The 21,687-nt window shown below is 38.2% G+C and carries 21 protein-coding genes; 7 read left to right on the top strand and 14 right to left on the bottom strand.

From position 1 onward, the window contains the following. Nucleotides 1-64: 64 nt before the first annotated feature. The 4 genes from coaBC (at nucleotide 65) to CPS_RS00825 (ending at nucleotide 5,110) form a co-directional block, all read left to right on the top strand. The gene (coaBC, locus tag CPS_RS00840; protein ID WP_011041057.1) at nucleotides 65-1,276 is read left to right on the top strand and encodes a bifunctional phosphopantothenoylcysteine decarboxylase/phosphopantothenate--cysteine ligase CoaBC; all 1,212 of its coding nucleotides are present in this window, start codon (nucleotides 65-67) and stop codon (nucleotides 1,274-1,276) included. Nucleotides 1,277-1,354: 78 nt separating this feature from the next. Beyond that, nucleotides 1,355-1,951, top strand: a complete 597-nt coding sequence (slmA, locus tag CPS_RS00835) for a nucleoid occlusion factor SlmA (RefSeq protein WP_011041056.1) — start codon at nucleotides 1,355-1,357, stop codon at nucleotides 1,949-1,951. Between the two features lie 463 nt (nucleotides 1,952-2,414). After that, nucleotides 2,415-3,878 carry an aminoacyl-histidine dipeptidase gene (locus tag CPS_RS00830; RefSeq protein ID WP_011041055.1) on the top strand — a complete coding sequence of 488 codons (1,464 nt, stop codon included), beginning with the start codon at nucleotides 2,415-2,417 and terminating at the stop codon, nucleotides 3,876-3,878. A 572-nt stretch (nucleotides 3,879-4,450) separates the two neighbouring features. Further along, the gene (locus CPS_RS00825) at nucleotides 4,451-5,110 is read left to right on the top strand and encodes a response regulator transcription factor (protein WP_011041054.1); all 660 of its coding nucleotides are present in this window, start codon (nucleotides 4,451-4,453) and stop codon (nucleotides 5,108-5,110) included. Between the two features lie 112 nt (nucleotides 5,111-5,222). On the opposite strand, the gene fre is transcribed toward CPS_RS00825, so the two are convergent. The 4 genes from fre to trxA all read right to left on the bottom strand — a co-directional run bounded on the left by fre (nucleotide 5,223) and on the right by trxA (nucleotide 9,548). Next, nucleotides 5,223-5,942, bottom strand: a complete 720-nt coding sequence (gene fre, locus CPS_RS00820; RefSeq protein WP_011041053.1) for an NAD(P)H-flavin reductase — start codon at nucleotides 5,940-5,942, stop codon at nucleotides 5,223-5,225. Between the two features lie 208 nt (nucleotides 5,943-6,150). Then, nucleotides 6,151-7,632, bottom strand: a complete 1,482-nt coding sequence (ubiD, locus tag CPS_RS00815) for a 4-hydroxy-3-polyprenylbenzoate decarboxylase (protein ID WP_041736529.1) — start codon at nucleotides 7,630-7,632, stop codon at nucleotides 6,151-6,153. 89 nt (nucleotides 7,633-7,721) lie between these two features. Continuing rightward, nucleotides 7,722-8,981: a transcription termination factor Rho gene (rho, locus tag CPS_RS00810; RefSeq protein WP_011041051.1), complete on the bottom strand. Its 1,260-nt coding sequence runs from the start codon at nucleotides 8,979-8,981 to the stop codon at nucleotides 7,722-7,724. Between the two features lie 240 nt (nucleotides 8,982-9,221). Beyond that, entirely contained in the window at nucleotides 9,222-9,548 is a 327-nt protein-coding gene (gene trxA / locus CPS_RS00805) for a thioredoxin TrxA (RefSeq protein WP_011041050.1), read from the bottom strand. A 347-nt stretch (nucleotides 9,549-9,895) separates the two neighbouring features. Between trxA and rhlB the strand changes: the two genes are divergently transcribed. Together rhlB and CPS_RS00795 are read left to right on the top strand one after the other, a co-directional pair. After that, nucleotides 9,896-11,182, top strand: a complete 1,287-nt coding sequence (gene rhlB / locus CPS_RS00800; RefSeq protein WP_011041049.1) for an ATP-dependent RNA helicase RhlB — start codon at nucleotides 9,896-9,898, stop codon at nucleotides 11,180-11,182. A 30-nt stretch (nucleotides 11,183-11,212) separates the two neighbouring features. Further along, complete coding sequence (locus CPS_RS00795; RefSeq protein WP_011041048.1) at nucleotides 11,213-12,205, top strand: Ppx/GppA phosphatase; 993 nt, start codon at nucleotides 11,213-11,215, stop codon at nucleotides 12,203-12,205. Between the two features lie 43 nt (nucleotides 12,206-12,248). Here CPS_RS00795 and CPS_RS00790 read toward each other — a convergent pair whose 3' ends face one another. Further along, nucleotides 12,249-12,551 carry a hypothetical protein gene (locus CPS_RS00790; protein ID WP_011041047.1) on the bottom strand — a complete coding sequence of 101 codons (303 nt, stop codon included), beginning with the start codon at nucleotides 12,549-12,551 and terminating at the stop codon, nucleotides 12,249-12,251. Next, nucleotides 12,541-13,110 carry a TetR/AcrR family transcriptional regulator gene (locus tag CPS_RS00785; RefSeq protein WP_011041046.1) on the bottom strand — a complete coding sequence of 190 codons (570 nt, stop codon included), beginning with the start codon at nucleotides 13,108-13,110 and terminating at the stop codon, nucleotides 12,541-12,543. The genes CPS_RS00790 and CPS_RS00785 overlap by 11 nt, the downstream gene beginning before the upstream one ends. Before the next feature lie 131 nt (nucleotides 13,111-13,241). Between CPS_RS00785 and CPS_RS00780 the strand changes: the two genes are divergently transcribed. After that, entirely contained in the window at nucleotides 13,242-13,889 is a 648-nt protein-coding gene (locus CPS_RS00780) for a glutathione S-transferase family protein (RefSeq protein WP_011041045.1), read from the top strand. A 173-nt stretch (nucleotides 13,890-14,062) separates the two neighbouring features. On the opposite strand, the gene hemB is transcribed toward CPS_RS00780, so the two are convergent. From hemB to CPS_RS00740, 8 genes are all read right to left on the bottom strand, one after another. Next, the gene (hemB, locus tag CPS_RS00775) at nucleotides 14,063-15,109 is read right to left on the bottom strand and encodes a porphobilinogen synthase (protein ID WP_011041044.1); all 1,047 of its coding nucleotides are present in this window, start codon (nucleotides 15,107-15,109) and stop codon (nucleotides 14,063-14,065) included. 12 nt (nucleotides 15,110-15,121) lie between these two features. Next, nucleotides 15,122-16,003, bottom strand: a complete 882-nt coding sequence (locus tag CPS_RS00770; RefSeq protein ID WP_238383578.1) for a GGDEF domain-containing protein — start codon at nucleotides 16,001-16,003, stop codon at nucleotides 15,122-15,124. Next, nucleotides 16,004-16,831 carry a TatD family hydrolase gene (locus CPS_RS00765; protein WP_238383577.1) on the bottom strand — a complete coding sequence of 276 codons (828 nt, stop codon included), beginning with the start codon at nucleotides 16,829-16,831 and terminating at the stop codon, nucleotides 16,004-16,006. 12 nt (nucleotides 16,832-16,843) lie between these two features. Further along, nucleotides 16,844-17,335 carry a hypothetical protein gene (locus CPS_RS00760; protein ID WP_011041041.1) on the bottom strand — a complete coding sequence of 164 codons (492 nt, stop codon included), beginning with the start codon at nucleotides 17,333-17,335 and terminating at the stop codon, nucleotides 16,844-16,846. Next, entirely contained in the window at nucleotides 17,332-18,099 is a 768-nt protein-coding gene (tatC, locus tag CPS_RS00755) for a twin-arginine translocase subunit TatC (protein WP_011041040.1), read from the bottom strand. The genes CPS_RS00760 and tatC overlap by 4 nt, the downstream gene beginning before the upstream one ends. Then, nucleotides 18,096-18,569, bottom strand: a complete 474-nt coding sequence (gene tatB, locus CPS_RS23060; protein ID WP_011041039.1) for a Sec-independent protein translocase protein TatB — start codon at nucleotides 18,567-18,569, stop codon at nucleotides 18,096-18,098. Before tatB ends, tatC begins: the two co-directional genes overlap by 4 nt. A gap of 3 nt (nucleotides 18,570-18,572) precedes the next feature. Further along, on the bottom strand, nucleotides 18,573-18,830 hold the full coding sequence (gene tatA / locus CPS_RS00745) for a twin-arginine translocase TatA/TatE family subunit (protein ID WP_011041038.1): 258 nt from the start codon (nucleotides 18,828-18,830) through the stop codon (nucleotides 18,573-18,575). A gap of 263 nt (nucleotides 18,831-19,093) precedes the next feature. After that, a complete protein-coding gene (locus tag CPS_RS00740) occupies nucleotides 19,094-21,547 on the bottom strand; it encodes a TonB-dependent receptor plug domain-containing protein (RefSeq protein ID WP_011041037.1) in 2,454 nt (817 codons plus the stop codon). Between the last annotated feature and the right edge of the window lie 140 nt (nucleotides 21,548-21,687).

Here is a 21,687-nt window from a genome sequence, read left to right as displayed (position 1 = left end):
TTCTAACTAAAGGCAATAAATGTTATCTTATTAACCATATTGTTTACTTTAATATTAGCAGCTTATGCAAATTCTTCAGGACAAAAAAATAGTACTGGGTATTACAGGTGGTATCGCTGCCTACAAAACACCAGAATTAGTGCGTCGACTTAAAGATCATGGTGCGGATATACGCGTGGTTATGACCGAAGGTGCAAAAGCCTTTATTACGCCATTAACGCTTCAAGCAGTATCGGGCAACCATGTTTCTGATAGCTTATTAGATAGCCAAGCCGAACTCGCCATGGGCCATATTGAGTTGGCTAAATGGGCTGATTTAATTATTATCGCTCCAGCCACTGCGGATATTATTGCTCGTATTACCGCAGGTATGGCTAATGATTTACTCTCAACATTATGCTTAGCAACCAGTGCGCCAATTGCTATTGCCCCGGCAATGAATCAGCAAATGTGGCATGCCAAAGCAACACAAGTTAACATCAGCACATTAAAGCAGTGGGGATTCCATCTTTGGGGCCCTGGTGCTGGCGAACAGGCTTGTGGTGATATAGGTTTAGGCCGCATGTTAGATGTTAATGAATTAGTTACTCTTAGCAGCGATTTTTTTGTCGACAAGTATTTGCAAGACCAACATTGGGTGATTACCGCTGGACCAACACGTGAGGCGATAGATCCGGTGCGTTATATATCGAATCATAGCTCAGGAAAAATGGGCTATGCCATTGCTCATGCCGCATTACGTGCTGGCGCTCAGGTGACGTTAATTTCTGGTCCCGTAAATATACCTGCTCCCGCAGGTTGTGAGCTGATCCAAGTGACTAGTGCCGAACAAATGCATCAACAAGCGCTAATTTATGTTCCGCAAGCTACTACCTTTGTCGCCTGCGCAGCAGTAGCTGATTATCGAGTTGCTGATATTGCCGATGAGAAAATCAAAAAAGATAGCGAACACATGCAAATTTCGCTCATCAAGAACCATGATATTGTTGCTGATGTAGCAAATTTAGCCAATAAACCTTTTATCGTTGGCTTTGCGGCAGAAACACAAAACGTTGAACACTATGCACGCGGCAAACTAATGCGTAAAAACTTAGATTTAATCGCTGCGAATGATGTTGCTAAAGCAGGACAAGGTTTTAATAGTGATGATAATGCTTTAACCCTCTATAGTGCTATTGATAAAATTGAAATTCCTCTAGCTAATAAGCAGATCGTTGCTAAACAGCTAGTTTCATTAATCAATCAACATTATTTAGCCAAAAACGCCAAGAAATAAGGTAATTAAATTTACCTTTAGAACAAGTTGATACATAAGCTTGATGGATAGAACAATCACAGTAGAGAATATTTTTATATGGTCGCCACACAAAATAAGAACCTGAAGCCAAACCGTAAACACCAAATATTAGAATCCTTAGCGTTAATGTTACAAAACTGTCCTGGGCAGCGTATCACTACCGCAAAGTTAGCTGCTGAAGTTGGTTTTTCAGAAGCGGCTCTGTATCGTCATTTCCCATCAAAAGCACGTATGTTTGAAGGCTTAATCGACTTTATCGAAGAGTCTATTTTTTCACGAATCAATTTGATTCTTGCGGACCATAAAGAAGCGTTAGTACGTTGCCATCACATATTGCATGTTTTAGTCGTTTTTGCTGAGCGCAACCCTGGAATGTGCCGAATATTAGCAGGTGATGCACTAATGGGAGAGAATGAGCGGTTACGCGGCAGAGTTCATCAGTTTTTTGAAAAACTAGAGTCTCAATTTAAGCAAGTATTAAGAGAACGAAAACTACGTGAAGGTAAAACATTTACCATTAATGAAGCAGCTTTAGCTAGCCTATTAGTCTCGTTCGCTGAAGGTAAAATCAGTCAATACGTTCGATCCGGCTACAGTAAAAAGCCAAGTACTGACTTTAATGAGCAATGGCAATTTTTAATGGCCAACAAGTAATAATACCAATTTGATTAAATTTATTCCCTACTCAGAGATACATTAGCGAGCTTAGAACAAGAAAAATTTGTTGAACATAGTTATTCTATATTCAATTAATTTTACGCCGTTATCAGTTTGCTAATGAGCTTCCAAAGGATGAGTTTAAAAAGGCTTATATGTTGCGTTATTGGTTTTGACAAGGACGCTGCATGGATGCAGTTTATTAGAGAATGCAGGAGCATATTCTCCTGAATTACCATTATCTTCAATCAATGCCTTACCTTTCAGCCTTTTAATTCTCGCTGAGTGGGAAATAACTTAATCAACTTGGTATAACACTGTCATCAGCTAACGATCGGCAGCGATCATTTACAAAGTGCCTCCAATTGAACTAGCTCAAACACTCTGACATATGCATCTTGATTAGTAACAGGTATATACTGTTTATAGTAACAAAAACTACAATTTCCTGAGGAAACCTATGAGTACTCTCTCACAGTTAAAACCTGCCAGCTTATGGCAATTATTTGAAAAAATTTGCAGTATTCCACACCCGTCTAAACATGAGCAAAAGATATCCTTGTGGATCCAAGATTGGGCGAAAGAACTGGGCCTAGCCATTAAAGAAGATGCTGTTGGCAATTTATTTATTAAAAAACCAGCAACCGCTGGCATGGAAGACCGTAAGGGCATTATTTTACAAGCACATATGGATATGGTGCCACAGAAAAACAATGACACTGACCATGACTTTATAACCGACCCAATTAAACCTTATGTCATTGATTCTGGGGATTGGGTAACGGCTGAAGGAACGACATTAGGTGCAGATAATGGTGTTGGCTTAGCCTCCGCATTAGCAATTTTAGCCAGTGATGATATTCCACATGGACCGTTAGAAGTACTAGTAACTATTGATGAAGAAGCCGGAATGACTGGCGCTTTTGGCCTAGAAGCTGGCTGGCTTGATGGTGATATCTTAATCAACACCGATTCAGAACAAGAAGGTGAGGTTTACATGGGCTGTGCTGGTGGTATTGATGGTAATGCTACTTTCGCACTAACATTAGAAGATGTTCCTAGTAATTACCAAGCTTTTAACTTATCTATCTCTGGCCTAAAAGGTGGGCATTCTGGTGTCGATATTCATACTGGGCGTGCAAACGCTAACAAGTTATTAGTACGATTTTTATTAAGTGCTAGCATTGATTTTGATATCAGCCTTACTGAGCTAAATGGTGGCAGTTTACGTAATGCTATCCCTAGAGAAGCTAATGCTAGTTTTGTTGTTGCAAAAGATAAAGTCGAGGCGTTAAAGGTCGCCTTAGCAGATTACCTCTCAACTATTAGTGCTAATTTAGGTGCAATTGAAACTGATATCGATATGTTATTAATTTCACCTGAAGACTTTGAGCAGTGTTGGACAAAAGCCACACAAGCTTCAATTCTACGTGCGCTGAATGCTTGTCCTAATGGCGTCATTCGAATGAGTGATGATATTGAAGGCATTGTAGAAACATCACTAAACCTAGGCGTAATTCATACTCGTGGCAGCAAGCTTAATGCCATGGTATTAATACGCAGCTTGCATGACGATGGCCGCTTGGAAACTCAACGAATGGTGCAATCTGTTTTTGAACTTGCCGGTGCTAATGTTGTTTTCTCAGGCGCTTATCCTGGTTGGAAACCTAATACAGATTCAGCCATCATGCAGACTGTTAGAGATACATACGAAAGCATATTTAATAAAGTGCCTGCGGTAATGGTAATTCATGCAGGCTTAGAATGTGGCTTATTCAAAACAGCGTATCCACATTGGGATATGGTTTCTATTGGACCAACGATTAAGTTCCCCCATTCGCCAGACGAAAAAATTGAAATTGCGACTGTTGAGCAATATTGGCAATTATTAGTGGCTGTATTAGCTAATATCCCAAAAAAATAAAATACCACTAAATTAGAAACTTTTAGTTTAGGCTATCAGTTTCTAATGTTGAGGCGACCCTCTTATTTTCTAGTTAATTTGGCTTAACGAAGCAATTTACGGGCTCTTTTTAGCACTATATTTTACTTAGCATTAATCAATAACTCTCACAAAAATACTGTTACTGTTCTCCCCATATCAAAATATCGTTCCAAGCGTGCTAGTACAGCTCTAATATCTTCATTTCGCTTCATTAAGCATATTAAAAGAATTTTTTGATACCTTTATGTATTTCAAAAAAATACTGCCCTATAAGCTCATTTAGAATGATTTTACTATTTCAACATAGAGTAACTACGTAGTAAGAAGTAGCAAGTATTCGGCCGGTACTATGCTCCTAATAATGCTGCTTTAAATTGAATAAATTTTAAGACTTAAAGATCAACAATTCTAAGCGTTATTAACGGTACAGAAGTTAATAAGAAGTATTACCCTATTATCCTTTAGCACCCTATACTAACTATTCACAACTATGCTTTGTTATTAAAATTATTTCCGTTAGAATGGATTAATCACTCCTTAGGATACTTGTTATGATTCAGCCAGAAAAAATAATAATAGCTGACGATCATCCCTTATTTAGACAAGCTTTATTAGGGACATTAAAAGCTAAGCTAACTTATACGGTGTGGCTTGAAGCGCAAACAATTGAAGAGCTTGAGCAACAACTTACTAACAATAATGATAGTGACTTGCTGTTACTAGATTTAAATATTCCTGGCGCCCATGGCTTTAATACCCTAATCCATGTACGTAATCATTTTCCTCAAATTCCTGTTGTTATCGTATCCGCTCATGAAGATCATGACACCATAAGCAAAGCAATGTCTTATGGTGCTGCTGGTTTTGTACCAAAATCAACGCCTGTTGATGACATTTATTCAGCTATTGTTGCGGTGTTATCAGGAGATACCTGGTTACCTGCTTCTTTTGAGCAAAAACAAAGAGATAATAGTGATGGGGACATTGCTGAACGTGTTGCCAGTTTAACTCAGCAGCAATATCGTATATTAATGATGTTCGCTCAAGGCATGTTAAACAAACAAATTGCTTATGATTTAAATGTATCTGAGGCAACAATTAAAGCACATGCTACCGCTATTTTTAGAAAATTAGACGTTCGTAATCGCACGCAAGCCGTTATTGCGATCGCCCAACTAAGTTTAACTGAAACTGGGTTTAAACAGGGTTAATAGATTTACGTAATTTATTTCATAAGAGTTACTCTTACAAATATTATAATTTAGATATAAAAAAGCACGACAATGACAACTCATTGACGTGCTTTTTTATTGAATTTTGCTGTTAAATGAAAGCAAATGCATCTGCATACATATGCTCTAACAATGCGCCATGCTCAACGAAGTCACTACGAATAGCACCGACCATATCAAAACGCCCTGCTAAATAAATATCATAGGGTTCAAAACCGACAATATCATGCATAGCGGCTTGATGAACTAAGCCTGTTTTGCCTTGCCAAGGATTTTCGTTACTCTCTTTAATATTCTCAATAACTGGAATAAAATTGGCATGAGGAAGTTTGGCAATAGTAGCAATAGTTTTTTCAAGCTCATACACAGCGCTTTCTTCACGTAATCCCCAATAAACCATGATGTGACGCTGCGACTTTTGCTCTGCTAAATACTCAAACATCGATTTGATATAAGAAAATCCAGTACCACCCGCAAGTAGTAATAACGGTCGTTCACTCTCAGTGCGTAATTGCGCATGACCTAAAGGAATTTCAATTGTTACCTTCTCACCACTCGCATGGCTAGCCTTAATACACTCAATCACCTGCATAGGATAACTATCGGCAGCAAAAGCACCTATTTGCAATTCAATTAAGTCACTATTTGGTGAGCTAGCAATTGAAAACGGACGTTTATCCTCATCACTCATAATAAAGTTCAAATATTGACCAGCAATAAAATCAATCTTTTCATCAGGTTTTAATAGTACTTTATACACATGAGGCGTTAACGATGATAACGACTGTATTTGACAACTAACTGTTTTCATTTTTTAACCTTTTCTACTTTATTGGTGATTTCTCGTCAGCAAACTAATTTATTGTGCCAAGAGGTAATAAGCTAAAATTGCTAGTGTAATTAATTATATACCTGTTACCAAACAAAATGCAGGATTTCAGTGATATTTGAGATAGCTCGATCACTCTAAAACTGTATTTTGATGATGACAGGTATCATCAGCAATCTTTATATTAGAGCTATAAAATATCTAATTCATCCCAAAGTTCATCAACTTGGTTTTTTATTTCCTGCGTCATCTCAATGGGTTCGCCCCACTCACGATTTGTTTCACCAGGCCATTTGTTGGTTGCATCCATGCCCATTTTAGAACCTAAACCAGACACAGGTGATGCAAAATCAAGATAATCAATTGGGGTGTTTTCTATCAAAACAGTATCACGACTCGGATCCATGCGTGTGGTCATTGCCCATATCACATCTTCCCAGTCTCTGGCATTTATATCATCGTCACATACTATCACAAACTTGGTGTACATGAATTGTCGTAAAAACGACCATACGCCCATCATTACGCGCTTGGCATGACCCGCATATTGCTTTTTAATCGTCACGACAGCTAGACGATAAGAGCAACCTTCTGGCGGTAAATAGAAGTCTTGAATTTCAGGAAATTGCTTTTGTAGAATAGGAACAAATACTTCATTAAGGGCAACACCTAAAATTGCTGGTTCATCAGGCGGTCTGCCGGTATAGGTGCTGTGATAAATAGCATCTTTTCGCATAGTGATATGAGTTACTGTCATAACAGGAAAGTTATCTACTTCATTGTAATAACCAGTATGATCACCATAAGGTCCCTCTGGTGCCATTTCTTCAGGATCTAAATACCCTTCCAAAATAATCTCTGCTGTGGCAGGAACTTCTAAGTCATTACTTATTGATTTAGCCACTTCAGTTTTGGCTCCACGTAATAAACCCGCAAAAGCATATTCAGAAAGCGTATCTGGTACCGGTGTTACTGCGCCTAAAATAGTGGCAGGATCTGCACCTAAAGCAACGGAAACAGGGTATTTTTCACCTGGATTTTCTTTTTTAAATTCTTGAAAATCAAGGGCACCGCCACGATGTGATAACCAACGCATAATGACTTTATTTTTACTAAGCACTTGTTGACGATAAATACCGAGATTTTGGCGCTCTTTATGTGGACCTCTCGTAACAGTCAGTCCCCAAGTTATTAGTGGCGCTACATCACCAGGCCAACAACTTTGTATCGGCATTTTGGTCAAATCGACGTCATCACCTGAAAGCACAATTTGCTGACATAATGGTTTTTTAATCACTTTCACCGGCATATTCAATACTTGCTTATAAACAGGTATTTTACCTAAAGCATCACGAAAACCTTTTGGTGGTTCAGGCTCTTTTAACATAGCTAATAACTTGCCAACATCACGTAAAGCACCAACATCCTTTTGCCCCATAGCTAAAGCAACTCTGTCAGGGGTACCAAAAAGGTTGGTTAGGACTGGCATATTGTATGGTTCGCCACTTTCACTGACTGCATTTTCAAAAAGTAATGCAGGTCCTTTTGCTCTCAGTGTTCTGTCACTGATCTCTGTCATTGTTAAATGAGTAGATATAGGCTGAGTAATTCGTTTAAGTTGGCCTATTTTTTCAAGCTGACTAATAAAGTCTCTTAAATCACTATATTTCATGTAAGTTACCAATTGGAGGTAAGATTAAATAAAAAAACCAGTCATTAGACTGGTTTTCATCAATTAAAGTTATGCAATTAATGTCGCGATTATTTACGCTTCATTGAATCAAAAAACTCATCATTGGTTTTGGTCATTGCAAGTTTGTCGATTAGGAATTCAATCGCACCTATTTCATCCATTTCATGAACGATTTTACGTAAGATCCACATTTTTTGTAATTCATCTGGCTTAGTAATAAGTTCTTCACGACGTGTACCACTACGATTAATGTTAATAGCTGGGAAAACTCGCTTTTCAGAAATTTTACGAGACAGGTGTAATTCCATATTACCTGTACCTTTAAATTCTTCGTAGATAACTTCGTCCATTTTAGAACCAGTTTCTACAAGTGCTGTTGCGATAATAGTTAAACTACCACCTTCTTCAATGTTACGTGCAGCACCAAAGAAACGCTTTGGACGATGCAGAGCATTAGCATCAACACCACCAGTCAATATTTTACCTGACGATGGGATTACCGTGTTATAAGCACGTGCTAAACGGGTAATTGAATCAAGTAAAATAACTACGTCTTTTTTGTGTTCAACTAAACGTTTTGCTTTTTCGATTACCATTTCAGCCACTTGTACATGACGACTTGCTGGTTCATCGAACGTTGAAGCAATAACTTCACCTTTTACAAGGCGTTGCATTTCTGTAACTTCTTCTGGACGTTCATCGATCAACAATACCATTAACTCTGCGTCAGGATTATTGTGCGCAATACTTTGAGCAATGTTTTGTAATAATAAAGTTTTACCGGCTTTTGGTGGCGCAACGATTAAACCACGTTGCCCTTTACCAATTGGTGAGGCTAAATCTAAAATACGTGCGGTAATATCTTCTGTTGAACCATTACCACGCGCCAATGAAAAACGATCGGTTGGATGAATAGGCGTTAAGTTTTCAAATAAAATCTTATTACGTGTGTTTTCAGGTCGGTCAAAGTTAACTTCAGTCACTTTTAATAGGGCAAAGTAACGTTCACCTTTTTTAGGAGAACGAATTTTACCTTGGATGGTGTCACCCGTTCGCATACTAAAACGACGAATTTGGCTTGGTGATACATAAATATCATCAGGGCCAGCTAAGTATGAGGAATCTGCCGAGCGTAAGAAACCAAAACCATCTTGTAAAATCTCTAAAACACCGCCGCCGAAAATATCATTATCGCCTTCCGCATGTGCTTTTAAAATAGCAAAAATTATGTCTTGTTTACGTGTTCTAGCAAGGTTTTCAAGCTTCATTGTCGCAGCAAGGTCAACCAATTCATTAATGGATTTTTCTTTCAGTTCGGTAAGGTTCATAGGGGGTTTCTTAAACAATTTTAAGGGATGGTGCCTTGGGGATTGCCGACACTAGTGTGTTTTCAATATTTTTTATAATGAGAATAGAGATAAAGCGATGTTATTTTGTACTCAGGTGGTAAATTTAGCACTAAAATTTGATTAGGTAAAGCCAGAATAAAAATGTAAGTAAATATTTTATCTGCGAAAACAAAAAGCCTGATAACTTAGTTATCAGTTATCAGGCTTTTATTTATACATTTACAAGTTTTTATCTAAAAACTCTTTTAATTGAGTTTTCGATAGTGCGCCCACTTTAGTGTCAGCAATTTCACCATCTTTAAAAAGTAATAATGTTGGAATACCACGTACACCATATTTAGGTGGTGTCGCTGAGTTTTGATCTATGTTTAATTTACCAACAGTCACTTTGCCATCGTATTCTGTGGCAATATCATCAAGTACTGGGGCAATCATTTTACAAGGACCACACCATTCAGCCCAAAAATCAACTAATACTAAACCCGATGCTTTTAATACATCTGCTTCAAAACTATCATCAGTTAGCTGAACAATTTTATCGCTCATCATATTCTCCGTTTGTTATGGCGAAAACGCCTTTGTGGTAATTATACCGTGATTCACTGCTTTTCCAATACTGTTTTATGTAACATTGGTATTAATTAAGCAGTAATACCCATTCTAATAAGTTAGTTTCCAGCGCAGAGCTATGTCAGGGAAGTTAGAACAAATAAAGTTTGTGTAGATCTAATTATTCTAAATCAAACAAACACATGCCGTTATCTTCAATCAAAGCCTTGCCTCTAAGCCTTTTAATTCTCACTGAATGTGAAATAACTTAATAGACTTGGTATAAATCTAATTAATTATTTATTAAGCAACTATTTTGCTAACAAAACTGTTAAGCTAGCGCCATGAAAAAAACACACTTAACTGAAACTAAATTCGCTGACCTAAATCTTGCTCCGCAAGTAGTGACCGGATTAGAAGCCATGGGCTTCGATTATTGTACGTCTATTCAGGCGAAATCTTTACCCGTTCTTTTGCAAGGCACTGATTTAGCTGGCCAAGCACAAACTGGTGAAGGTAAAACCATTGCCTTTTTAGCCGCTACTTTTCATCATTTGCTTCAAAAAGAAGCTCCTACTCATAATCAACCACGTGCCTTGATCATGGCTCCTACACGTGAATTAGCAATACAAATTCACCGTGATGCAACTGAAATGGCGAAAAGTACCGGATTACGCCTTGGTGTTGTATATGGGGGCGAAGGTTATGAAAGTCAACGTTTAGAACTAGAAGCTGGTGTTGATATTCTTATCGGTACTTGTGGTCGTTTAATTGATTACATGAAGCAAGGTATTTACAACTTAAAAAATATCGAAGTTATTGTACTTGACGAAGCTGACAGAATGTTTGATTTAGGTTTTATTAAAGATATACGTTATATGTTTGATAAAATGCCTCCTGCAACAGAACGTTTAAGCATGTTGTTCTCTGCAACTTTATCATTCCGTGTTAAAGAGCTTGCCTTTGACCACATGAACGATCCAACCAGCGTAGAAGTAGAACCAGAGCAAAAAACTAATAGCCGTATCAGTGAAGAACTATTTTATCCATCAAACGAAGATAAAATGACTTTACTACAAACACTAATTGAAGAAGATTGGCCAGAAAAGGCAATTGTCTTTGCAAATACTAAACATGTTTGTGAAAAGGTTTTTGATCATCTAAATGCCGATAAAATTCGTGTTGGTTTGTTAACTGGCGATGTGCCACAAAAGAAACGTCTAAAAATATTAGAAGAATTTACTGATGGTACAGTAGATATTCTTGTGGCAACTGATGTTGCTGCACGTGGTTTACACATTCCTAGCGTAACGCATGTTTTTAACTATGATTTACCTGATGACTGCCAAGATTATGTTCACCGTATAGGTCGTACAGGTCGTGCTGGTGAAACTGGTCATGCGATAAGCTTAGCTTGTGAACAATATGTTTTTAATTTACCAGAAATTGAAACCTATATTGGCCATGATCTACCAGTAACAAAGTATGACCATGATGCTTTATTGACTGACCTTCCAAGACCTAAACCTCGTCAACGCCGCCCTAGAACAGGCGCTAACAGACAAGGCGGTCGTGCAAACCCTAGACAAGGAAACCGTGGTAGTACTCCTAATCGCGGCACTCGTAGCTAACTAGTTAGCTGCACCCTTGGATAAAGTACATTGACTGATATTTTGAGCCAAAATCAAGCCTTACCAAAGACAATACCACAGTATGATGAAAGTCATTATGCTGTGGTCGATTTAGGCTCTAATAGTTTCCACCTCCTTATTACCCAATTAATAACATCACCAACGGGTAAGTCTATAAAAACCGTTAACAAAGTTAAGCAAAAAGTTCGCTTGGCGGCAGGTTTAACTAGTCATAACCTACTCACTGATGAAGCTATAACACGCGGCCTTGATTGCCTTAAAAACTTTGCTTTATACCTCAACAGTATTCCGGTAAATAATACTCTTATTGTCGCAACAGCAGCATTACGCATTGCTAAGAATAATCAGGTGTTTTTTGATGCCGCTAAGAAAATCTTACCCAAAGAAATAAAGTTACTCAGTGGGGAGCAAGAAGCCAAAACAATTTATGCTGGTGTCGCCCATACCTCTATATCAAATATCCAGCAATCTGCTACTAAGCAATTAGTACTCGACATTGGCGGTGCTAGTACCGAGATTATCGTTGGTTTAGGTTGTACTGCGAAAAAAGTGGTTAGTTTAGATATTGGTTGCGTTAGTTTTATTGGCAAGTACTTTACGAATGATCTGCTAAATAAAGAAAACTTCAATCAATGTATTGCTGGTGCTGCAGATATTATTAACACAGTGAAAGCAGAGTTTATTCAACTGGGTTGGCAATCTGCGGTTGGAAGCTCTGGTACTATGCAAGCCATGGCTGAGATACTGATTCAACGTCAGCAAACACCAATTATCACCTTAGAGTTTCTTTATGAAATTCAGCAAACTCTGATCAAGTGTAAAACTATAGATAGTATTGAGATAGCAGGACTAAGAGCTGATCGAAAAGCGATATTAGCTAGCGGTTTAAGCATTTTAATCGCTTTGTTTCAATGTCTGCATATTGAAGCATTATGCCTTTCAAGTGGTGCACTGCGTGAAGGTTTACTCTTTGAATTAGTCCCTGATGCTAAAATTATCTAACAGTAACCCCCTATTACCTTTCGTTATTTCTTTTTATTCACCTTTACTTATCAGCGTTACCTTTAATGAGTGAAGCTCTGAAATACCACAGTGCAATTGGTATTTCAATAACACTGTAACTTAACAAGGTAAACCAAAACCAGTTTAATTCAAACTGTAAGAAATTAAATTCAGCGCCTGTTCCCCAATATTTATTTGCCACAATAAGCACTGCTAAACCAGAGGTTACACAGTCAAATATCGCCACCTTATTACTATTTTTACCTGCTAATTTGGGATACACCCAGACATAAGCAATAACGATAATCACTGCGTTTAGTAGTATTATGCTCCATTCAGCTGACATTAACGCCCTCTTCTGTTGATAATGAAGTAACCCCAGCTTTACAAGCAGCTAAGAGTTCATTGCTAAAGTTTTTATCATCTAAAGCTCTAGATAGAGCCAAGCCGCCAATCATCAATACTGCGCTTTGCAGTGCTTTTTCACGACTGACGGTTAAAGATTGAGCTTGCGCTATAAAAGCTTTCAGCGTCTTGGTATAAGTTTCTTTAACTTGTTCATTTTGTTGGTTAATATCTGAAACCAAAAAAGCTAATGGACATGCTTGTTCATAGTTATTATCTCTATGTTCAGTACTTAAATAGTATTTAGCAAAATCTTTCATATTCTGCGGACAATTTTCAGGTTTACGTTTCGAAGCAACTTTTGCGCCTTTACTTATCGCTTGTGCGTACAAGTCACTTTTCGAATTAAAGTGACTATAAAATGCGCCTCTGGTGAGTTCAGCATTTTTCATCACTTGATTGATCGATATTTTTTCAAAACCATAATGTGTAAAAAGCATTGCAGCACTTTTTAAGATTCTATCTTTTGATTGCTCTTTATGAGTTTCATGCCACGCCATCGAAAGCCTCACTTACCTATTTAATCATAAAAACAGTATTTCATACTTTTAAAATATGTTCTTGAACATATTGTCAATATAGTTAGATTATTAACTAATAGTGTCAATTAGATAATTAAAAGGAAATATATATGACAGTAGATCCAGTACATATTTACGGACCTCGCTTTTCAAATTTTGTTCGTTCCGTCATGCTCGTATGCGAAGAAAAAGAAATTGCTTATACTGTTGGCTTTGAAGTTGATGGTAGCAATATTGCTTTTAAAGGTGAACAGCATCTAAAGTGGCATCCTTTTGGCAAAATACCTGTGTTACTAGAAGGTAAGTTAGCGTTACCTGAAACAGCCAGTATTTGTCGTTACCTTGATGAAGATAAGCAATTACAACCACACCAAAATAGCCAAGTACATGCACAACACGATGCACTTTGCGCGCTTATTTCGATAGACATAGATAAAATATTAGTACGGGATTACTTATTAGAATTTGCTTTTCCCAAAGGAGAAAATAATAGTATCCGCTTTGACGTCGTGAAAGAAGTACAGCCAAAGGCAGCTGCCATTTTTGCTATCATTGAACAAGTGTTACAACAAGAGACAGCGTTAACGTCTAAGGACTTTACTATCGCAGATGCCTTATTAGCACCAATGTTGCATTATATTTCATGCTTACCTGCTGGCTTTGATCTGATAACGGACTATCCCAAAGTAGAGCAATATTTAGCTAATGTAATGGCAAGACCATCGTGTCAAAAAGTATTAACCGCTAAGGAATTTTAACGATAAATAATACCTATCGGACTAATTTAGTAATTCAACTGGTATAACCTAAGTATGTGAAAAGGTGAGTTCAAAATTTGCCCATAAAAAAGCGCGATTAAATCGCGCTTTTTTATTCTATTCTTACGATATAATAAATCGACTAACTACCGATTATTTATCGTGTAAAGTACTTAAGCGTCTTCTTTCAACCAACGCGCAACTTGCTTAGCAAAATAAGTCAAAATTCCATCGGCTCCAGCACGTTTAAATGCTAATAATCCTTCCATTACACATGGTTTCTCAGCTAACCAACCATTTTGTATTGCCGCCATATGCATGGCATATTCACCGCTGACTTGATAAGCGTAGGTCGGTACTTGAAAAGTATCCTTAACACGACGCACTATATCTAAATAAGGCATGCCTGGCTTAACCATGACCATGTCGGCACCTTCAGCGATATCTTGGGCAACTTCATGCATAGCTTCATTACTATTTGCAGGATCCATTTGATAAGTATGCTTATTACCACCTTTAATATTACCAGAAGACCCGACAGCATCACGAAATGGCCCATAGTAATTAGAAGCGTACTTCGCAGAGTAGGCTAATATTTTAGTATTAACAAAGCCATTTTCTTCTAATCCTTCTCTGATAGCACCGACACGTCCATCCATCATATCTGAAGGTGCCACAATATCGGCTCCTGCTTCAGCATGTGATAAAGCCTGCTTTACCAAAATATCTTTAGTGACTTCGTTAACAACATAGCCTGTTTTCCCTGCTTTGTTATCATCACTCTCACTTAAAATACCGTCTTGACCATGTGTGGTAAACGGGTCAAGAGCAACATCAGTGATCACAGCAAGCTGTGGGAATTTAGCTTTAAGTGCACGTACTGCACGTTGCGCTAATCCATCAGGGTTATAAGCTTCTTCCGCCATAAGCGACTTTTTATCACTTGGTGTCACAGGGAAAAGTGCAATAGCCGGAATACCTAAATCAACCAATTCCTGTGCTTCTTCCAAAAGCAGATCAATACTTTTACGTTCGACACCAGGCATTGAAGCTATCGCTTCTCGCTGATTATCGCCTTCAAGCACAAAAACTGGGTATATTAAATCATTGACCGTTAACTGAGATTCAGCCATTAAACGACGAGTATGATCGTCAACGCGCATCCGGCGCATGCGACGAGCAGGATATTGACCAAATGCTGAATTACCATTGTGGGACATAAAAATTCCTAATTATTCTGTGAAAATGTGTTGTTTGGTTTGATTTCGGCCATTGTGCTTAGCTTGATATAAAGCGTTGTCGGCACCTGAAAATATTTGCTCGGGACCAATATCAACTTGTTGTTGATATGTTGAGATACCACAACTGATTGTCAGTGGAATTTCGACATCTCTAAATTGAAAAGCTTGAGCATCTACCTGTACGCGTAATTGTTCAGCAAAGAGTAACGCCCCTTCAGCATCAGTATTAGGTAAGATTAAGCAGAACTCTTCTCCACCGTAACGAAATGCTCTATCAGTACTTCGCTTCAAACTTTGTTTTATATGGCTGGCCAACCAAATTAGGCACTGATCACCCGCTAGGTGCCCATGAGTATCGTTAACTGCTTTGAAAAGGTCGACATCAATTAGCACTAAACTTAACGCGGTAAGATTACGACGGCTACGACGGTATTCAGCTACTATTTTTTGATCATAAAATCGACGATTATGTAAGCCCGTTAGTTCATCTAAAACATTTTTACGTTCAAGTTCTTGATTAGCACTTTCCAACTCTTGCAAAGCTATATTCAGTTCTAATGTACGCTCCTGCACTCTTTCTTCTAGCAGGTCTTGACTGTCTTGTTGCTCATTAGCCAAGGTTTTCATTGTTTGCTCAGCGATGGTAACATTGCTTTTTGCAAGCTTAAGCTGTTGTAACATTTTGAGGTATTTTCTTCGGTAATGTCGATTCAAATATAAACCTAACAAGAGGGTAATTAAACTCCCTAAGAAAATTCCCATGCCAAAACATAGGTGCTCGGCATTTTGTTCAGTCATAGCAATACTTGCAGGCGAATATGTCATCAGCAAAGAAGTAAAACCTGCTATTTCTGCTCTAACCAATGACTTCATTTATATCATTTCTTTCTTTGATGGAAAATCAAATACCTTTGCGGCATTACGGCTAGTTTGCCAAGCTATCTCTTCTTGGTCAAGACCTGTAATACTGGCAATTTCTTTGACTATAAATGGTAAGTAACACGGCTCATTACGGCTACTTTTAGGTTTTGGTCGAATTGTTCGAGGTGTTAGATACGGAGCATCAGTCTCAATGAGTAATCGATTTAAAGGAATTAGACTTACAATATCTCGTAAACTTTGACCTCTACGCTCATCACATAACCAACCTGTGATACCTATATACATATCTGCGGCTATACACTGAGTGAGCTCAGATTTTGTGCCAGTAAAACAATGCGCAACCATAGCCGGAACTTCAGAAAAATAGGGTGATAACGTAGAAAACCATGGTTCAAAAGCATCTCTTTGGTGTAAAAATAGTGGCATTTGCAGTTCTGAAGCTAAAGCTACTTGTTCACTAAACACTTTTTGCTGTTGTGCAGGTGCTGAAAAATTTCGATTAAAATCTAAACCACACTCACCAATGGCCTTAACTTGCTGTTGTTTCGCTAATAGCTTGAGTTGCTCTAAATAGTCAGCAGTCACATGATCAGCATCATGGGGATGCACACCTGCAGTGCTAAATAAAAAGTCAGGGAAACTTGTTTGATAATGCTGACACAAAGCTAACGCTTTCTGGCTTTCTGCAACACTAGTACCGGTAATCAACAAACCATCTAATTGAGCCTTTTGAGCTCGTCGAATAACATCTTCGCGATCTTTCTCAAAGCGTTTATTGGTTAAGTTAACGCCTATATCTATCAAAGTGCTTTTATTCAAATTAATCTCGATCTATTTAAGCCTTTTTACTTTAATACGTTTATTAGTATTTTCTTTTTGCAAAAACACAGAGGTAATCGCCCCTTTGGTTAACACCACACGTTGGCCTGTTTTTAGACTAAGTTTATAGCTATCTTTTTGTTGCCACTTTTGACCATTCTCAAAGGTAATTTTCCATTGCCCGTAAGGTGTTTTACTTAATTTACTAATCGTTAGGGTAATAGAATTTATTTGGTTAGCTAATTCTTCAGTTGTTTTTTTCACCTGTCCTTTAGAAAAAGTATCAACTTGTTCGGCGGTCAAGTCAGTTATTTCTGGTTCCACAATTACAGCACTGCGTTTACTTGTCAGTTGGTCAAAACAAGTAAGTCTTTCAGTATCTTGAGTTATTTTTACACAATCTTGAACTCGATCGGCAAGGTTTTCTTCTTTAGCTAACACTGTCGGAGATAATAATAAGCTAGTAATCACGGTAAAATATGTGAGTTTTATACTCTTTGTCATTTGTCATTTTCCTTTATATTATTCGATTCGTCTTCATCTTCTTCTTTATGATAAAACGAAGCAATAATAATACCGACTTCAAATAAAATCAGCATTGGCACGGCCAACATAGTTTGTGAAATAATATCAGGTGGTGTCAATAACATACCAATGACAAATGCACCTACTACAACATAAGGTCGCTTTTCTCTTAAGCTATCAGGTGTCGTCATACCTGTCCAACACATTAAGATAATGGCAATAGGAATTTCAAATGCGGCACCAAAAGCAAAAAACAGTTTTAAGATGAAATCTAGATAACTACTGATATCAGTCGCAATAACAACGCCTTCTGGTGCTACTGAAGTAAAAAAGGCAAATACTACCGGAAATACAAGAAAATAGGCAAAGGCAATACCACTATAAAACAGCAACGTTGAACCGAACATTAACGGGGCAATCATGCGCTTTTCATTACTGTACAAACCAGGCGCAACAAATGACCACACTTGATATAAAACAAATGGCATCGCAATAAATAGGGATAAAACCAAAGTTAATTTAAAAGGTGCAAAAAATGGTGAAGCGACATCGGTCGCTATCATTTGTGACCCTTCTGGCATGGTAGCTAATAATGGCTGAGCCACGTATTGATATATATCTTGTGCAAAGTAGACTAAGCAACAAAAAACGATTAATACTCCAAGAATTGATCGCAATAAACGATTACGTAGTTCTAAAAGATGATCAAAAAGGCTGGCAACTGGTGTTGGGGGAGTACTCATGGCTGAGGTTTATCACTTTCTGGATTAACTAGCTGATCTGGTTTTTTTTCATTTTCTATCGGAGCACTTGAAATTTTTGGCTCTTCACTATCTTGAGCCATCTCCGGCTCTACTTTAGCTTGCGGAGCTGAAGCTAAGGAAGAAGCGATCATTGATTCTAGTGGTTGTCTGTCGACCTTTTTGAAAGGCTCAGCCACAGAGTCGGCTGCTTCTTGCAACGATTTCAATGACGCAGCAACCTCAGGACTTAAATTTTCTAAGTTACTTTCTTCTGCTTTTTTTAAATTTGCATGTAATTCGTGTATGCGTAATTCTTCTGTAAGCTCAGATTTAACAGTATCACTAAATTTTCGAGCACCAGATATCCAGCCACGAAGAGTACGAATTGCAACCGGTAAGCGTTCAGGGCCTAAAATAACTAAGCCCATAATTGCTATGAGGATTAATTCCCAAAAGCCAACGTCAAACATACATTAAGCCTGATCTGATTCTTTAGTCTTACTTTCTGTTGTTTTGACCACTTCTTCTGTAGTGCTCTTTGAGCTATCAGCTAAAGTATCTGATGTTTTTTCTGCACTATTTTTTTGTTCTTTATCTTCACCGATAGCACTTTTAAAACCTTTAATCGCTGAACCTAAATCACCACCTATATTACGTAGTTTTTTAGTTCCAAATAATAACACTACAATCACAGCAACAATAACTAGTTGCCAAATTCCGATTCCACCCATAATAATTAACTCCTGATATTTGATGCTCGCATGACGAACCTATATGTTAGCCCATGCTTTATGTACCAACATTATATACCTAAATAATACAGGGAAACGAGCAAAAGCAGTAAATGAATTGGTAAATTATGAGCTAAAACAATATTTATACCATGGGTAAACATCTCCCAATCAAATTACAGCGATCAAAAAAGGCGACTAAGAAGTCGCCTTTTGTTTGAGGTGCTTTAATTATCGACAATAAAATTCGTAATTATTGCTTACTAAAACTTATATGACGTATTAACAAAGAAGGTACGGCCAACAACATCGTAGATATTTGGCACTGTATTCATATCATTACCATCTGGTACTTCTTCAGGTTCAGTATCAAATAAATTTTTAATACCACCTGTTACTTGCCACGCATCATTAATATGATAAGCCGCTGAAACGTTATGATAAATCACATCATCAGTAGTGTAGCCATCGCCGTCCATACCTTGAATATAGTTAGCTGTATAAAGTAAATTTACGTCTTCTGTTAAATCGGCGCTAACGGTTAAATTAGATTTTAGCTGTGAGTACCCCCCCATATTGCCGCCAATAGTACCTTCATAGCTAATACCGTCTTCTTCAAATTCAAGTAAATAAGTCGTATCAAACATGACTTTGAACATGCCAGCAGTGTAGCTAACATTCCAATCAATACCTGAAGTATTCTGCTGACCAATATTGGTTAATGTAGAGGTCATTTCCGATAAGTCTCCACCCGGTGTAATTCCGATAGTATCACAAGCAACGAGATCATCTCCGAAACACTTATTCATTTCATTTTGCACGTTCACACGGCTAATAGCGTTAGTAATATCAAACTGCCAATAATCCATAGTAGTAGATAGGCCTTCAGTAATTTCCCACACAACACCCGCAGTAAATGATTCACTTTCTTCCGGCTTTAAATCCGCATCACTGGTGTAATTTACTAAGATTTGTGAATCTTGTTCGTTGTCCCAAGGGTCAGTTAAATAATCAAAAGAACCTGAGTTACCACCGTATAGCTCACTCACACTTGGTGCTCTAAAGCCCGTTGCAGCCACCGCTCTAAACATTAAACCATCAGTAATACTGTAAGTTGCACCTAACTTCCAAGTAGCTGCACCACCAAAGGTTGAATAGTTATCATAACGAGTCGCGGCTTCTACCGTGAAAGAGTCGGTTACTGGTACAGATATTTCACCATAGATAGACTGTACAGAATAATTACCTTCTGTGGGATCTTGCTGTGCCGCGGTACTTTCACCAGCCTGAGTAATTAAATCAGGTGTGTAATATCCACTTTCAAAACGACTTTCAACTCCAACGGCATAACCTATATCGTGCTCATTAACGCCACTATAACCTGCGGCTAAAATGAATTGTTCATTGCCACCTTCATTTTGCTCGGTGTACATAACGCCTTCACTGGCTAAGAAGTCGTTACTCATGGGATCACCGCTGAACCAATCGTCTTGATGATTGTAGATACTTTTTTCCATGTTCCCTGCGTGAATCGAGTTACCAACACTATCTTTTGAGTCATTACGACCATAAGTTGCCGACATATCCCACTGTGAATCATTACTTAAGTAACCAGTCAAACCAACAGAAGCACGATAGGTATCTGTTTCTTGACCGTAAATACGTGGACCGGCATCTGTCATGCGACGTCTATATTCTAGTTCTTCTGGCAGAACGCCATTTTCATCTTTGAATTGATCGGTATAGTTATCATCTAACAAACTTGTATCTAAGTCGATTGAAGCTGGTTGCGGTGCCATTTGTTGATTTGACTCACGGCGGGTATACATAAATTCAACGCTTAATTCGGTATCATCCGCTATTTCAGAGTTAAAGTTAGTGAATAAGCTTAATAATTCATTGGGTGTTTGTGCATAACTATCGTCGGTATAATCGTAAGACTCTTCACGTGGAACAAAGCCACCTTCACCATCTGGTACCATTCCGCCTAAAGAACCTCCTGGTACAAATGAAGATTCACCTGCAGGGACAAAATCACGGTCCGATTGGATAATTTCACCACGGTTTGAATATTGGGCGCCAACAACTAAGTTACCACCAGCAAAGTCACGACCATGTAAAAGACTAAAACCCCCACTTTCGCCATCACCTTTGTCGGTAATACTGCCATCAGCAGTTATTTCAGTGCCTTGAAAGTCTTTCTTAGTGATGATGTTAACAACACCAGCAATGGCATCTGAGCCATAAACTGCTGAAGCACCGTCTTTCAAGATTTCAATGGTCTGAATCATTGAAACAGGGATAGTATTTAAATCTACTGAAGAGTCAGCACCAGTACCTGATGCAACCATACGTCGACCATTTAATAGCACTAACGTACGTTGCACTCCCATACCACGTAAGTTAACAGTTGCCGAACCACCTGAACCGTTATTAGACGTTGAACCTAAGCTCATACCTGCAGCAGCGGGTTGCATTGATAATATTTCTTGTACTGAGGTGAAACCACTCTTGGTGATAAAGTCTGAAGATATTACCGTTACTGGGCTGGCGCTTTCAATATCGGTTCTGTTAATGCGAGAGCCTGTTACGGCAATACGCTCTACTTCTTCAGCGCCTTCTTCGGCAACTGCTTGTACTGAGGTCACTGATGTTGCGGCAAGGGCAATCATCACTGCTCGATTTACTATATTCTTTCTGGCTGTTCTTAGGCTCATTACTTCTACCTTTTTATCGTTAGTTTGTTGGTAACTGATGTTTATCAATTGCCATCAATACTGCTGGATTTAATAGAAGAAGTTCGTTTTCAAGTGTTGTAACTTAGTTAAACCTGTAACGATGTGGTTACTTTTGCATA

This window comes from Colwellia psychrerythraea 34H (genome assembly GCF_000012325.1).
Classification (GTDB): Bacteria; Pseudomonadota; Gammaproteobacteria; order Enterobacterales; family Alteromonadaceae; genus Colwellia; species Colwellia psychrerythraea_A.
The sequence above is the reverse complement of the archived record's forward strand: the minus strand, read 5'-3'. Positions and strand labels throughout refer to the sequence as shown.